The organism is Pauljensenia sp. OF14-1SRA (assembly GCF_027694595.1).
Classification (GTDB): domain Bacteria; phylum Actinomycetota; class Actinomycetes; order Actinomycetales; family Actinomycetaceae; genus Pauljensenia; species Pauljensenia turicensis_B.
Genome location: NZ_JAQEVQ010000005.1, coordinates 60,759 through 75,966, shown reverse-complemented (window position 1 = coordinate 75,966; position 15,208 = coordinate 60,759). Strand labels below are relative to the sequence as shown.

General features: G+C 56.5%; 14 protein-coding genes. All 14 read right to left on the bottom strand.

The features are described 5' to 3' along the window. Positions 1-84: 84 nt before the first annotated feature. Complete coding sequence (pyrF, locus tag PG731_RS04470) at positions 85-930, bottom strand: orotidine-5'-phosphate decarboxylase (RefSeq protein WP_270772415.1); 846 nt, start codon at positions 928-930, stop codon at positions 85-87. After that, complete coding sequence (gene carB, locus PG731_RS04465) at positions 927-4,226, bottom strand: carbamoyl-phosphate synthase large subunit (protein WP_270772413.1); 3,300 nt, start codon at positions 4,224-4,226, stop codon at positions 927-929. Before carB ends, pyrF begins: the two co-directional genes overlap by 4 nt. Continuing rightward, positions 4,226-5,398 (bottom strand): glutamine-hydrolyzing carbamoyl-phosphate synthase small subunit, encoded by a 1,173-nt coding sequence (gene carA / locus PG731_RS04460; RefSeq protein ID WP_270772412.1) that lies wholly within the window; start codon positions 5,396-5,398, stop codon positions 4,226-4,228. The genes carB and carA overlap by 1 nt, the downstream gene beginning before the upstream one ends. After that, positions 5,395-6,720, bottom strand: a complete 1,326-nt coding sequence (locus PG731_RS04455; RefSeq protein WP_270772411.1) for a dihydroorotase — start codon at positions 6,718-6,720, stop codon at positions 5,395-5,397. The genes carA and PG731_RS04455 overlap by 4 nt, the downstream gene beginning before the upstream one ends. Continuing rightward, positions 6,713-7,705 carry an aspartate carbamoyltransferase catalytic subunit gene (locus PG731_RS04450; protein WP_101628180.1) on the bottom strand — a complete coding sequence of 331 codons (993 nt, stop codon included), beginning with the start codon at positions 7,703-7,705 and terminating at the stop codon, positions 6,713-6,715. Before PG731_RS04450 ends, PG731_RS04455 begins: the two co-directional genes overlap by 8 nt. Continuing rightward, entirely contained in the window at positions 7,705-8,274 is a 570-nt protein-coding gene (gene pyrR / locus PG731_RS04445; protein ID WP_270772409.1) for a bifunctional pyr operon transcriptional regulator/uracil phosphoribosyltransferase PyrR, read from the bottom strand. Before pyrR ends, PG731_RS04450 begins: the two co-directional genes overlap by 1 nt. A 228-nt stretch (positions 8,275-8,502) precedes the next feature. After that, positions 8,503-8,727 carry a transketolase C-terminal domain-containing protein gene (locus PG731_RS04440; RefSeq protein WP_270772408.1) on the bottom strand — a complete coding sequence of 75 codons (225 nt, stop codon included), beginning with the start codon at positions 8,725-8,727 and terminating at the stop codon, positions 8,503-8,505. 169 nt (positions 8,728-8,896) lie between these two features. Then, a complete protein-coding gene (locus PG731_RS04435; RefSeq protein ID WP_270772407.1) occupies positions 8,897-9,571 on the bottom strand; it encodes a GntR family transcriptional regulator in 675 nt (224 codons plus the stop codon). Positions 9,572-9,715: 144 nt separating this feature from the next. Beyond that, complete coding sequence (nusB, locus tag PG731_RS04430; protein WP_101628183.1) at positions 9,716-10,315, bottom strand: transcription antitermination factor NusB; 600 nt, start codon at positions 10,313-10,315, stop codon at positions 9,716-9,718. Beyond that, on the bottom strand, positions 10,315-10,878 hold the full coding sequence (efp, locus tag PG731_RS04425) for an elongation factor P (RefSeq protein WP_006680989.1): 564 nt from the start codon (positions 10,876-10,878) through the stop codon (positions 10,315-10,317). The genes nusB and efp overlap by 1 nt, the downstream gene beginning before the upstream one ends. A 22-nt stretch (positions 10,879-10,900) precedes the next feature. Beyond that, positions 10,901-11,488 (bottom strand): shikimate kinase, encoded by a 588-nt coding sequence (locus tag PG731_RS04420; RefSeq protein WP_270772405.1) that lies wholly within the window; start codon positions 11,486-11,488, stop codon positions 10,901-10,903. Then, positions 11,485-13,092, bottom strand: coding sequence for a 3-dehydroquinate synthase (gene aroB / locus PG731_RS04415; RefSeq protein WP_270772403.1), 1,608 nt, complete (start codon positions 13,090-13,092; stop codon positions 11,485-11,487). The genes PG731_RS04420 and aroB overlap by 4 nt, the downstream gene beginning before the upstream one ends. Then, positions 13,089-14,300 carry a chorismate synthase gene (gene aroC, locus PG731_RS04410; protein WP_270772400.1) on the bottom strand — a complete coding sequence of 404 codons (1,212 nt, stop codon included), beginning with the start codon at positions 14,298-14,300 and terminating at the stop codon, positions 13,089-13,091. Before aroC ends, aroB begins: the two co-directional genes overlap by 4 nt. Before the next feature lie 42 nt (positions 14,301-14,342). After that, entirely contained in the window at positions 14,343-15,116 is a 774-nt protein-coding gene (gene hisF, locus PG731_RS04405; protein ID WP_195224340.1) for an imidazole glycerol phosphate synthase subunit HisF, read from the bottom strand. Positions 15,117-15,208: the final 92 nt, after the last annotated feature.

The following is a 15,208-nucleotide window of genomic DNA, read 5'->3' as shown; positions in this document are numbered from 1 at the left end:
CCCACTCCTTCACAGATTGTGACTGTTACAGGCGATTTTATCGTGTTAGCAGGGCTTTTGTGTGAAGAAAGTGGGAAGCAATATTCACTCAGCTAATTCGGCGACCGCTTGAGCGTATGCCTGTTGAAGGCCCAGAGCATCGGGGCCTTTGACCAAAATCGCTCGAGATGACGACGCGAGCACGTTCAAAGCTGCTTGGCCGAACACCTCCCTGAGTTCCTTCGGTCCGGCACCTTGAGCTCCCACCCCGGGGGCAAGAATTGGGCCATTGAAGGCATCAAAAGAAATGCCCAGGCGATGCGGAGCATCCCCAACGGTCGCGCCCACAACAATTCCTGCAGGACCCATATGCTCAAAGTCGAACGTCGCATTGAAATCGGACAGTGCTTGAACGACTCCCCCAGCAACCGATTGCCCCTCGGAGTTCACACAATGTTGAACCGAAGCACCCTGGGGGTTCGATGTCAGAGCAAGAACGAACACTCCCCTGCCTGTCTCTTTTGCCATTTCAAGCGCCGGGGTAAGCGAGCCAACACCCAAATACGGTGAAAGAGTCACAGCATCGCCAGCCAGCGGAGAGCCATCAGCCAGATACGCATCGGCGTAACCGTTCATAGTTGAACCAATGTCACCACGTTTAGCGTCCACGATGCACAAGGAACCCGCATTTCGACAGGCGTCAATGACTTCTTCCAATACGCCGACGCCGTGTGATCCAAAACGTTCGAAGAAGGCTGACTGCGGTTTGAATGCCCCAACTCTGCCTCCCAACGCTTCAACAACGCCCAGAGAAAACCTACGCAACCCGTCAATCGAATGATCTAAGCCCCACTGGTCAAGCAGACCGGGGTGCGGGTCAATCCCAACGCACACAGGCCCATGCTCAGCCATTGCGTCGGCAAGACGATCACCGAAACCTCGCATGGTCATCGTTCATTCTCCTTTCGAAGCGCATCCCATTCCTGCAATGATCGCACGTGATACGCACCGTGAGTGCGCACCTCAATCGCTTGAACAAGCGCGTTAAACGCCTGGAGCGTCGTCACAATCGTCTTGTCGTGGGTCATTGCAGCGGTACGAATCTGATAGCCGTCGTGGCGGTTATCGCTCTTCTGCGGAGTATTCACAACGATGTCGATCATCCCATCGTTGATTAGGTCAACGATGGTGGGCTCACCTTCATTGCCTCGTCCCTCAGAGCGCTTGCGAACAGCCTGGGCCTCGATCCCGTTTCGGCGCAACACCGAAGCTGTACCCGTTGTCGCCCAAATCGTAAAACCAAGGTCCCGCATACGAGCAGCAGGGAACACGATCGCACGCTTGTCCGTATCCGCAATCGAAATGAAGACCGTACCTTCGGTCGGCAGTTTTCCGATCGCACCGGATTGCGACTTCGCGAATGCCGTCGGGAAGTTGTGATCGATACCCATGACCTCGCCCGTCGAGCGCATCTCAGGCCCGAGGATCGTATCCACGACCAATCCCTCCGCTGTACGGAAGCGCTTGAATGGCAGAACAACCTGCTTCACTGCAATCGAGGCACCATCACGGATCTCGCGCGCATCCGTAATCGGAAGAATGCCACGCTCACGCAACGATGCGATCGAGTCGCCCACCTGGATCAAAGATGCTGCCTTCGCCAAAGGTACGCCCGTCGCCTTCGAAGCAAACGGCACCGTACGAGAAGCACGAGGATTCGCCTCAATCACGTACAGGACATCGGACAAGAGGGCGAACTGGATATTGATCAGACCACGCACCCCCACCTCACGTGCAATCGCTTCGGTCGATGCAGCAATCCGATGAAGCTGGCTGGACGACAGAGTCATCGGCGGCAACACGCACGCCGAGTCACCGGAGTGAATACCGGCCTCTTCAATGTGCTCCATAATGGCGCCCATAAACAATTCATTACCGTCATACAGCGCGTCCACGTCAATTTCGATCGCCGCATCCAAGAAACGGTCAATCAACAGTGGACCGCGTGAGAACAGCGCGCCAATATCCGGCCTATCGAGATAGCGATCGAGCGCGGCCTCGTCGTTCACGATTTCCATGCCACGACCGCCCAAGACGAAGCTGGGGCGCAGAAGCACCGGATATCCAACGCGCTCAGCAACCTCGCGAACCTGCGAGACCATATGAGCCGTATCGTGCGCCGGAGCCGGGCAACCGGCAATCGCCAGCACCTTAGCAAACTCTTCACGGTCTTCAGCCACATCGATCGACGACGGCGACGTGCCAAGAATCGGCACACCCGCAGCCTCAAGATCACGCGCAAGCGACAGCGGAGTCTGACCACCCAACTGAACAATGACACCTTTGACCGGACCGGCCACGCTTTCTGTCCGGTAGATCTCGAGCACGTCCTCAAGCGTCAGGGGCTCAAAGTAGAGGCGATCTGAAATGTCGTAGTCAGTCGACACGGTTTCTGGGTTGCAGTTCACCATGATCGTGTCGTAGCGCTCGCGCAGGCTCATCGCTGCGTGCACGCACGAATAATCGAACTCAATGCCCTGACCGATACGATTCGGCCCAGCGCCCAGAATGATGACTGCTTCGCGCTCGCGGGGCGCAACCTCGTTCTCGAAGTCGTAGCTCGAGTAGTGGTACGGAGTCTTCGCCGCAAACTCTGCCGAGCATGTATCCACCGTCTTGAAGACGGGGTGAATCTCGAAAGCACCTCGTACTTCTCGCACGCTCGTCTCCGACAGGCCTCGAATATCACCAATCTGACGGTCGGAGAAGCCGTGACGTTTCGCAAGACTCAGTACCTCGCGGTTGAGCGCGGGAGCTTGAGCGATTTCACGAGCAATCTCGTCAAGCAAGTAGAACTGGTCAAGGAACCAGGGGTCGATCTTCGTCGACTCGAAGAGCTCGTCGAGCGTCGCACCTCCACGGATTGCGTCCATGACCTGCACAAAGCGCTGTTCGGTGCCTCGTGCAGCCTGAGCGACAAGTGCTTTTGTCTCTTCTGTGGTGGGACGAGGCCGCGCCCACGAGAATTGAACTCCCGACTTGTCGATGGAGCGCAACGCTTTTTGAAACGCCTCCGTGAAGTTGCGCCCGATTGCCATGGCCTCGCCGACTGCTTTCATTGAGGTCGACAGCGTGGGGTCAGCTTCCGGGAACTTTTCGAAGGTGAATCGCGGAACCTTCACCACGACGTAGTCCAGCGTGGGCTCGAAAGAGGCAGGCGTGGAGCCCGTGATGTCGTTCGGGATTTCGTCGAGCGTGTAACCGGTGGCGAGGCGCGCTGCGATCTTCGCAATCGGGAAGCCCGTCGCCTTGGATGCCAGTGCGGATGAACGCGATACACGCGGGTTCATTTCGATGACGATGATGCGACCGGTCTTCGGATCCAGAGCAAACTGGATATTACAGCCACCAGTATCCACACCGACCTTACGGATCACTGCAATGCCGATATCGCGCAGGCGCTGCAACTCGCGGTCGGTGAGCGTCAATGCGGGTGCAACGGTCACCGAGTCGCCCGTGTGAACACCCACCGGGTCAATGTTTTCGATCGAACAGACGACAACGACGTTATCCGCCTTGTCTCGCATGAGCTCGAGCTCGTATTCCTTCCACCCGAGGATGGATTCTTCGAGCAAAACCTCGGTGGTGATCGACGCCGCGAGTCCCTGGCCTGCGATGCGTTCGAGATCTTCGGGGGTATAGGCGAAGCCTGAACCTAACCCGCCCATCGTGAACGAGGGACGTACGACCAGCGGGTAGCCCAGTTGAGCTGCCGCTTCGTGGCATTCTTCCATCGTGTGAGCGATATAGGAACGTGCGACTTCGGCGCCACACGTCTCAACGATCTCCTTGAAGATCTCACGGTCTTCGCCCGCGTTAATCGCCTCGATGGACGCGCCGATCAGCTCAACGTTGTACTTTTCGAGAATGCCAGCTTCGTTCAGCGCAACTGCAGTGTTCAGTGCAGTTTGACCACCCAGCGTCGGAAGCAGAGCGTCCGGCCGTTCCTTTTCGATAATCGACGCAACGACTTCGGGGGTAATCGGTTCAACGTACGTGGCGTCGGCGATCTCCGGGTCGGTCATAATCGTGGCCGGGTTGGAGTTCACGAGGATAACGCGCAGGCCTTCTTCTTTGAGAACACGGCATGCTTGCGTACCCGAATAGTCGAATTCGCACGCTTGACCAATAACGATCGGACCGGACCCGATAACAAGGACGGACTGCAAATCTTGGCGCTTAGGCATCAGTTCGCCTCCTTCGAAGCCAGAATCATGGATACAAAACGATCAAAGAGGTGCTCACCATCGTGAGGACCAGCTGCCGCTTCGGGGTGGTATTGAACCGAGAAAGCGGGGATATCACATGCCCGTAGGCCTTCCACAACCCCATCGTTTAGACCAATGTGGCTGACTTCGACCTTTCCATAGCGGCCATCCTCGAACGGTGCGACCGAGGGAGCCCCAACAGGGGCGTCCACTGCGAAACCGTGGTTGTGGGCGGTGATTTCAACGCGACCGGTCTCCAGATCCTTCACCGGCTGGTTGACACCGCGGTGGCCGAATTCGAGCTTGTAGGTTCCATACCCCAGAGCGCGACCGAACAGCTGGTGTCCGAAGCAAATGCCGAAGTACGGGAGCCCAGCATCTAGGACTGCACGTAATAGCTCAATCTCCAGGTCAGCAGACGCGGGGTCACCCGGCCCATTCGAGAAGAAAACTCCATCGGGGTTCAGAGCCTGAATATCCGCGAAGCTCACGGTATTGGGCACAACATGAACCTCGACCCCTCTTTGCGCAAGCTGCTCCGGTGTGCGCGATTTGATGCCCAAATCCACGGCCACCACACGACATACCGGTTCGCCTTCGCCTTTAATAACGTAGGTGTCTTTTGTCGAGACCTCGGATGCTAAGGCTGCGCCGGCCATCATCGGTTGATCCACGACAATACGTACCAGAGCCTCGCGCACCTGGTTATTCAGGTGCTCAGCGCCTGCGGGAAGCGCACCACCGGAGAAGATTCCAGCGCGCATCGCGCCGTGTGAGCGAATGTGGCGCGTGATAGCGCGAGTATCAACACCACTGATTCCCACGATCCCCTGCTCAATGAGCTCTTCATCAAGGGTGCGCTTCGATCGCCAGTTTGATGCTCGACGTGCAGGCTCACGCACAACGAAGCCGGCAACCCAGATCTGCTTGGATTCAGGATCTTCATCGTTAACACCGGTATTACCGATGTGAGGTGCCGTCATCACGACGATCTGGCGGTGATATGAAGGATCGGTGAGTGTCTCTTGATATCCGGTCATGCCTGTGGAAAAGACAATCTCACCCAGTGTGCGACCGCGTTTGCCCCAGGCGCATCCGGGGAATACCGTGCCATCTTCAAGGACGAGCAGTGCGAGTTCTGATTGGATCATTGCCGGTCCGCCTTTTCAATCGGCATTCCACTCAGCACGGTTGCCTCACCGGCGTACAGCGTGTACAGAACCTGGCCGGGCAACTCCATCCCGCGGTACGGCGAATTGGTTGAGCGCGTGAACTGCTGGGCGGGATCCACTTTCCGGCGCACGCTCGGATCAACCAGCGTGATATTGGCCAGAGCGCCCACCACAAGGCCCTGTCCTTGAGTGGCAACCTTGCCGATCTGCGCAGGCGTTATCGACATCACTCGAGCAATGTCGGCCCACGTCATGCGGCCGGTTTTCACCATCGTTTCGATCAGGATCGGCAATGCAGTTTCCAGGCCGGTCATGCCGAACGCGCCCGCCTGCCACTCACAGTCCTTGTCTTCCAGCGGATGCGGAGCATGGTCGGTTCCCACAACGTCGATCGTGCCATCGGCGAGGCCCTCGCGGACTGCCTCCACGTCTTCGCGAGTGCGAAGTGGCGGGTTGACCTTGTAGAGCGGATCGTAAGTCGCGGCCATTTCCTCAGTGAGGAGCAGGTGGTGAGGAGTTACTTCTGCCGTCACGTCAACGCCCATGCGCTTGCCCCAGCGGATCAGATCTACCGATCCAGCAGTCGAAAGGTGGCACACGTGGAGGCGCGAACCGACGTGCTTTGCCAGCAAAATGTCACGGGCGATGATCGCCTCTTCAGCGACGGGAGGCCAACCGGCCAAACCAAGTTCGCCAGACAGTGGCGATTCATTCATCTGCGCACCATCAGTCAACTCCGGATCCTGCGAGTGTTGAGCAACGACACCACCGAAGGTCTTCACATATTCGAGGGCACGACGCATGAGAACCGGATCCGACACGCACTTGCCATCATCAGAAAAGACGCGCACCTGAGAGCGGGAATGTGCCATCGCACCCATCGACGACAGGTGTTTGCCAGCGAGGCCTTGAGTCACGGCACCGACCGGGCGAACATCAACCCATCCCAGGTCGTGACCGATCTGCCACACCTGATCGACAACCGATGCACTATCGGCAACCGGGGTCGTATTCGCCATCGCGTGAACGGCTGTGTAGCCACCCACTGCCGCAGCACGCGTGCCGGTTTCGATTGTTTCAGCGTCTTCGCGCCCGGGTTCACGCAGGTGCGTGTGCATATCGACGAGGCCGGGAAGCGCGATCAGACCGTCGGCATCAATATGCCGGGCATTGGCGGCATCCTCCTTTGCTTCGTCACCGATAGCAACAATGACGCCATCACGGACCAAGATGTCGCTGGATTGCTCTCCCAGAATCGATGCGCCGGAAATGAACCAAGTTTTCGAGGTGTTTTCAGTCATTATTGTTTCCTTCCGCGGCAAGAAGCAGGTAAAGGGCAGCCATACGAACGCTGACGCCATTGGAAACTTGTTCGACGACAACGGAGCGCTTTGAGTCAGCTGCCTCCGCGCTCATTTCAAGGCCTCGGTTCATCGGGCCGGGGTGCATCACGATGCATTCGGGGTTGAGAGCGTTGAAACGCTGATTATCGAGGCCGTATGCGGTGTGATATTCGCCCGGTGACGGGAAGAATCCGCCACCGGCAGTGCTCATGCGCTCGCGCTGGACGCGTAGCATCATCACGGCGTCGAGGTCAGTGGCGAGAGCCTTATCGAAGTCGTATTCGATATCGCAGGTCCAGTTTTCAACGCCCACGGGAAGCAACGTAGGAGGCGCGACCAACGTGACGTGGGCGCCCAGCAGAGTCAGAAGATCAACGTTGGACCTCGCAACTCGCGAGTGGAGAACATCGCCGACGATTACGACGCGCGCGCCTTTGAGATCGGTGCCCGGTGCCAGCGGTTCAACGTCGGGGTCTGAGGGGTTGCGTTTGTAGTGGCGACGCAGGGTCATGGCATCAAGGAGCGCCTGAGTCGGGTGCTGGTGAGTACCATCGCCCGCGTTCAGCACCGGCAGGTTCATCCAACCAGCGTGTGCAAGGCGGTGAGCCGCTCCGGAAGAAGAGTGGCGGACAACCACCGCGTCGGCGCCCATGGCTTGGAGGGTGAGAGCCGTGTCTTTGAGCGATTCGCCTTTGGAGACCGACGATCCTTTAGCGGAGAAATTAATAACGTCTGCCGAGAGGCGCTTTGCAGCAGCCTCAAACGACAGACGTGTACGGGTTGAATCCTCGAAGAACAGATTGACAACAGTGCGACCGTGAAGTGTTGGTAGTTTCTTCACTCGACGTGACTGCGTTGCCGCCATCTGTTCAGCCGTGTCGAGAAGCAAGAGGGCATCACGATATTCGAGGTCACGAATGGAAATGAGGTGGTTCAAGGACATCAGTTGTTCCTCTCAATCAGAACGCAGTCTTCGCCATCAGTTTCATTCAGCCAAATAGACACTGACTCATCACGAGCGGTGGGGAGATTCTTGCCCACGTAGTCGGGGCGAATAGGCAGTTCACGGTGGCCCCGGTCAACGAGAACTGCGAGTTGGACTGCCTTCGGACGGCCGATCGATGTCAGTGCATCGAGAGCAGCCTTGATGGTGCGTCCCGTGTACAGTACATCGTCGACCAGAATGACGGTACGTCCGTCGATGCCATCGGCCGGCACAAATGATTCCTTAGGCTCGCGAAGGGGCTGAGAGGAAAGGTCATCCCGGAACATTGTCGTGTCGATGATGGCAAGTTGCGCGCGCCTGCCACCGACCTCGTTGATCTTTTCGACTACGCGCTTGGAAAGGGTCGCGCCACGAGTCGGGATTCCCGCGACGACCAGCGTCTGCTCTTCGCCATTTCTTTCAATAATCTCAAACGCGATTCGCGTGAGTGAACGGGCAATGTCATCGGCATCTAAAACCTGCCGTGCAGAGCTGCCCCGCTCTGCGTGTGGGTGCACTGATCCCATCAGTGAATCTCCTTCCCCGCCTCACAGGACGGAATTTAAAGGAACGCTTCGCCTACAAGTGTAGTGCTCTACCCCGCAGATCTGTCTAGGTGACGGCGTGCTGATCATCACCGATGTTTGCCGAGCAAGCAGGTGGTTTTCTTCCACAGCACACCAGCCCGACTCCCCTATTCACACCGGGCTGGAGAAGCAATGAGAGGGGGAATCGGGCTGGATGATGGGGGTGGCTCAGGCATTCAGCTCATGGACTGCTTCCACGATGCCGTCAACGGTGATGCCATTCATTTCGAGGAGCTCCTCGTAGGTTGCGCTTTGACCGAACTGATCCTGGATGCCGATCTGGCGGACGCGCGCACCACCCTCGCGGGCAACAACCTGCGAAACGCCAGCACCGAGGCCATGCATAATCGTGTGGTCTTCAACCGTGACCGTCATAGCTCGCGTTTTCTCCACCTCTTTGTGATTGTCAACACCATTGCTGACTTATTGTTAACAGTAGACCGTTAACTATCTACTGTCAATCACTTTGGTTCGGCAATCTAAACGTTGACGAGCTTCGAAAACAAAGGGCGACACTCCCCTTTTTTAGGAGACGTGTCGCCCTTGAAAAAATGCGATTGAACTAGGCTTCGTCGACTCGCGACTCTTGTTTTTCCCTGTTCACTGCCCAAACCTCACCCGCATAGCGCATGTGCTCATTCAGAGTCTCGCGTGCCGTTTCGGGATTTCCGGCGCGAAGGGCGTCAACGATCGGTTGATGATAAACACCGCTCATCAGCTCAGCGCGTTGCGCAGATGCGTCAGACATGATTGCAACGCGCATCCGGTCCTGCAAGTCGTTCCACATCTCCAACAGCACTTCATTGCCGGATTCGTGACACAGAATCTGATGGAAACCAAGGTCTTCATCCAGAACTTCCATGACACTCTTGCCGTCCGCCCCCGCAGGGAGATTCTTTTCAAGGAGATCAGCGACTTCGCTTCCTCGCCCCCGGGTTACGATCGTCGACGCCGCCAGTCCCTCTAGAGCTGCGCGTACAGCAAAGAGCTCACGAAGTTGCTTGGGAGTAAATTGAGCGACGCGCAAACCAATGCGGTCTTCACCTTCGACAAGACCAGACTGCTGGAGCTTACGTAGCGCCTCGCGAACGGTGCCACGACTCACGTTCAGTTGTTCGGCAAGATCGACCTCACCCAGACGTGAACCAGCTGGCAAGTTGCCCTCAAGGATCTCCGAGCGCAGCGTCGTCCACACCTGCTCACGCAGTGTCAGTCGGTTAATCCCCTTCATGGGCATAGTGACGACTCCTCATCTTTGACAGTCGTTAACACTCAACAAATATCACTGTCACATTAACACTTTTCATCAAGGTTAATAAGTACAGAAAGCAAGTGGCGGACCATAGCTTTTGCTACGATCCGCCACTACAAGCCAACCTGCTCAGTATTCGTCGAGCAACTCGTCAAGCTCTTCAAGCTCATCGACACTCAAATCTTGCGTCTGAGGGGAGCTAGCCTCATCTGAGCCTGCCAGGCTGGACGCATCATCACCGGGAGCCGACACGTCAGCGTCATTGTCACGACTACGACGCGACCACGGGGATGCCTCGAGTTCACGTCGAATCGCGTCAAGAACAGCATTGACGAACTGCGGAGCCCCGTCACCAGAAATCGACTTCACAATTGCAATTGCTTCATCGATCGCGATGATGTTCGCAACATCGTCGTTGTCCAGCATTTCCCACACGCCAACGCGCATAACCGCCAGGTCAACACCGGCGATTCGATCAAGGCCCGCTACGTTCGCGTGCTTTTCGATCAAATCATCAATGCGACGCAGGTTATCAGCGACACCTTCGATTGCTTGAATCGAATATTCCGGAAGCGGGGTTTCTGCTGCCGTGATCACTTTGCGCTGACGCAAAAGATCGCGCAAGACGTCGGGGTTACGCCCCATGCCTCGCTGATCTGCTTCAAAAACGACGTCAGCAGCGCGCTTGCGAGCTTTCGTTCGTGAAGTGAAACGAAATGCCTTGGACATCAGTCGTTGACACGTCCCGAGAAAGAACCATCGCGGGTGTCAACCTTGATGCGAGTGCCTTCTTCCATGTAGAGCGGGACCTGGATCTCGTAGCCGGTTTCAAGCGTTGCGGGCTTGGTGCCTGCCGAGGAACGGTCGCCCTGCAGACCGGGTTCGGTGTGCGTGATGGTCAGGACAACAGTAGCCGGGAGTTCAACGAACAGGACAGTGCCATCGTGCTGGGAAACGATGACGGACTGGTTGTCGATCATGAAGTTACGGGCATCGCCAACGATCTCTTCGGGAACGTTGATCTGCTCGTAGGTCTTTTCGTCCATGAAAACATAGTCGGTGCCGTCCTGGTACAGGTACGTCATGTCGCGACGGTCAACGGTTGCGGTTTCGATCTTGAGACCGGCGTTGAAGGTCTTGTCGACGATCTTGCCACTCATCACGTTCTTGATCTTGGTGCGCACGAATGCGGGGCCTTTACCCGGCTTGACGTGCTGGAATTCAACGACCTGCCACAGCTGGCCGTCGATGACCATGACTGTGCCGTTCTTCAGATCATTCGTCGTTGCCACAGATATACCTCACTTTGGTTTTTCAAGAAATCAAGGCGATTTTACACTGTTCGATAACGGTTCTACTAACCTCATCGACGGTTTTACCGCGTGTATCAACTAACACATTAGCGATCTCTGAGTATTTTTCATGCAGGTTTGCAATCATCAGCCTGAGCATTGCCCGTGGTGCACCCAGGCCAACCGAACGCGGTTTATTCAGTCCCTCGCGTCGAGCCACTTCACTCACGTCGGCATAGAGCTCAACGATTGTGGCCCCCTGATCGTTTAAGCGTTGAAGCTTGCTGGCCACGGCCTCGTTCTCAATTTGCGAGGCACCAACTGTGACGATTGCACCTGCGCTACCGAGCGCCCGAAGCGCACATTCTGCTCGCACCTGCTCCACATCCCCTGTGCCTCCGATGATCAGTTGTGCAACGCTTTTGCCGCTCTGGCATTCAACAAGGTCGTCAGTTTCAACCAGGTGCATTCCGGTCAGCGAAGCAATGGCGTGGCCAACCGCTGTCTTTCCCGCACCGGAAACTCCCACAAGGACGAGGCCGGGGACCCCAGATGAATCTCTATCACGGATAGTGCCCGCCACAGAAGTATCAACACACTCGATTGTCATGCGATCCCCAAACGCGCAGCTGTCTGCCTGGCTTCATCAGGCGATATCCGATAGGTCGCCGCATTTCCAATGCCATCAAGCAAAACGAAACGGAGCTGACCTGCTCGCACCTTTTTATCTGAGAGCATGACGTCCAGCAATTCATCGAAGGACGTACCGGAATAGGTAACCGGCAAGCCAACTCGTGAGAATGCACTGACATGACGTTCAACGTCGGCATCTGTCAGAAGTCCACGAACAACGCCGAGGTGTGCGGCAAACACGCATCCGACGCCGACCGCTTCACCATGACGCCACGAAAAGTTCTCGCACTTTTCAATCGCATGAGCCAGCGTGTGCCCATAGTTGAGGATTTCGCGCAATCCCGATTCTTTCAAGTCAGCTGAAACAACATCCGCTTTCACTGCGATAGCACGTTCGATCAGCTCTCGAATCTGGCTGGAGCGCGGATCGCTCAGGAGGTTCGTGTCGGTTCCTTCGATAATGCGAAGAATTTCCGTATCGCGAATGAATCCGCACTTCACAACTTCGCCGAGACCAGCTACGAAGTCTTTTTCCGGCAACGAGGACAGATAATCGAGGTCTGCGATCACGCGCAACGGCGGGTGGAAGCAGCCAATCAGATTCTTGCCCGCTGATGAGTTGATTCCCGTCTTTCCACCAACTGCAGCATCCACCATGGCTAGTAAGGTCGTCGGAATATTAATCAAACCGATCCCACGTAGCCACGTTGCTGCAACAAAACCCGCCATATCAGTTGTTGCACCACCACCAATGGCAATAACAGCATCTGCTCGGCCGAGCTTCATGCGCCCAGCTTCATCCCAGAGACGTGCAACGACGTCGAGGCTCTTGCCCGCCTCACCATCGGGGTGCGTAGCAATACCCACCTCAAAGCCCATCGTTTCAAGACCGTTTGCGACCTCGCGTGCTTTCGTCACAAGAGGCTGGGCGTGGACAATCAGTACCTTCGAAGCATCGGATCGCAATGCTCCTACAATCGCGCTGACTGGAATCGAGTGACCAACACACACGTCGTAGGGAGCATCTCCCCCAACGTGAATCCGTTTCCATCCAAGATCCACCAAATCCACCACGCGATCGGCAACCTCTGAAGCAGGCCCATCGTCAGACTCAAGCCGAATCGTCTCTACTTCCTCGTAGAGTGGCAAACGTTCGCGACGCAGTTGGCGGAGCATCCCATCAGGATCTTCACGAAGCAAAGGGCGGTGAGCCTTCTTCGTCACCCGACGCACTAACTCATCATGTTCTACATGAATATGGACGACACAGACATCACGCAGGGCATCGCGAACCTCTTCAGATGTCACAGCACCACCGCCTAACGAGATCACCCCACCCATCTGCACAGCCTGATGCACCGCGCGAATCTCACGCTGACGAAAACCCTGCTCGGCCTCGTCCATAAAAATCTGCGAAATCGACTTACCTGCGCTCTTTTCGATGAGGTCATCAGTATCCACGTGGGAAACCCCAAGCTGGGCGGCAACAAGGCGCCCAACCTTCGACTTACCCGCGCCGGGCAATCCAACAAAAACAAGCGGAAGATGCAGTCGAATCGATGAAGGTGAAGAGACACTCATGCACGCTCCCGAATTGACACGATATATGCGCCAAGATTGCGACGCATTTCCTCTACCGACGTTCCTCCGGCGTGGCCATCGAGAACATCGGCCAGCACAAGCGCGAGCTCAGCTTGCGCAATGACAGCACCGGGAACAACCTGACAGGTATCAGAACGCTGATGCAAGCCGACGGACTCTTCACCCGTCGCAAGATCCACGCTACGAAGAGCACGCGGAACCGTAGAAATCGGCTTGAACGCAGCACGAGCAACAATCGGCTGACCATTCGAGGTACCACCTTCGATACCACCGGCACGATTTGACGTACGACGCAGATGCCCGTCGTCACCCTTCACGATCTCATCGTGAGCAACACTGCCCCGCAACGCCGCCTGAGCAAAACCATCACCGATCTCAACACCTTTGACAGACTGGATCGACATCAGCGCAGCCGCAACCTTCGTATCCAAACGACGCTGGGCATTCACGTGTGTTCCCAAACCAATGGGCACGTTCCACGCAATCACTTCGACGACACCGCCGATGGTGTCCCCGGCCCTCTTCGTTTCGTCGACGACATCAACGAAACGCTGGTCAAGCTCGGTATCAAGGGTACGCATGCGAGATTCGTTCAGAGCACCCTCATCATCCGGAGTCGGAAGATGAGGATCAGTTGCGATCTGCGTTCCCACCTGCACAACATGGCTGACCAGACGAATACCGGCCACCTGGTCCAAAATCGCCTCGGCAACGCAACCGAGCGCCACACGAGCGGCGGTCTCACGCGCACTCGCACGCTCCAGAATTGGTCTGGCATCATCAAAACCGTACGACAGCATTCCTGGAAGATCCGCATGACCTGGACGCGGGCGAGTCAGCTTCTTGTTCCGCGCAATCTCACGTTCGTCGCCAGTACCGGCATCAATCAGCAGAAGATCTGGGGCAACTGGATCGGAGCTCATCACAACTTCCCATTTGGGCCATTCTGAGTTCGCAATCTCAATCGCAATCGGAGCACCCGTCGACATACCATGACGGACACCGCCGACGATACGCACGACGTCCTTCTCAAAAGACTGGCGTGCCCCACGCCCATAGCCAAGACGACGACGGGCTAGAGCCCGAACAAAATCGTCAGATTCGATACGAAGACCGGCTGGAACACCATCAATGACAGCGATCAAAGCCGGACCGTGTGATTCACCTGCGGTAAGCCATCTGAGCATGGCTCCAGTCTTTCACAAGTGACCGTGCAAGGCCGTGGTGTATCACATGCGAACGGGGAAACCGGCCTGATCCAATGCCATCTTCACGTCGCGAATCGCTACTTCACCGAAGTGGAACACGGACGCCGCCAAAATCGCGTCGCTTCCCGCGCGAGCAGCCTCAACGAAATGCTCAACCGTTCCGGCGCCACCCGAAGCAATAATCGGCACGTGCACGCGTTCTTTCACGAGATTCAGTAGCTCGATATCGAAGCCCTGCTTCACCCCATCCGCATCCATTGAGTTCAGCAGAATTTCACCCACACCACGGCGCTCGGCATCCATCGCCCATTCGAGCGCATCAATACCGGTCGACCGCTTTCCACCGTGAGTGGTCACTTCAAAGCCCGAAGATGTTTCAACGCCGGGCGGGCAACGCCGAGCGTCAACGGACAGGACCAAAACCTGATTACCGAAACGATCCGCAACCTCGGAAATCACGTCAGGGTTGCCGATTGCAGCGGTGTTCATTCCAACTTTGTCAGCGCCCGCTTTGAGTAGTGTCGCCACGTCTTGGCCAGTCCGAACTCCACCGCCAACGGTCAAAGGAACAAACACCTGTTCCGCCGTGGCCGACACGACGTCAAGCATCGTGCCACGGTTCTCAGTCGACGCACTCACATCAAGGAAAGTTATTTCGTCAGCCCCTTCAGCCCCGTAGCGCTTAGCCAACTCAACAGGGTCTCCAGCATCGCGCAGATTCTGAAAATTCACGCCCTTCACGACGCGCCCAGCATTCACATCAAGGCACGGGATAATTCTCAGTGCGACGCTCATGTTTATCCTTCTTCGTCGAGGTCTCTTCACTACCTTAGGACAGTCCTGCCGTGTGCATGCAAAGCATGTGTGGGAGAACTACTGGCTGACTG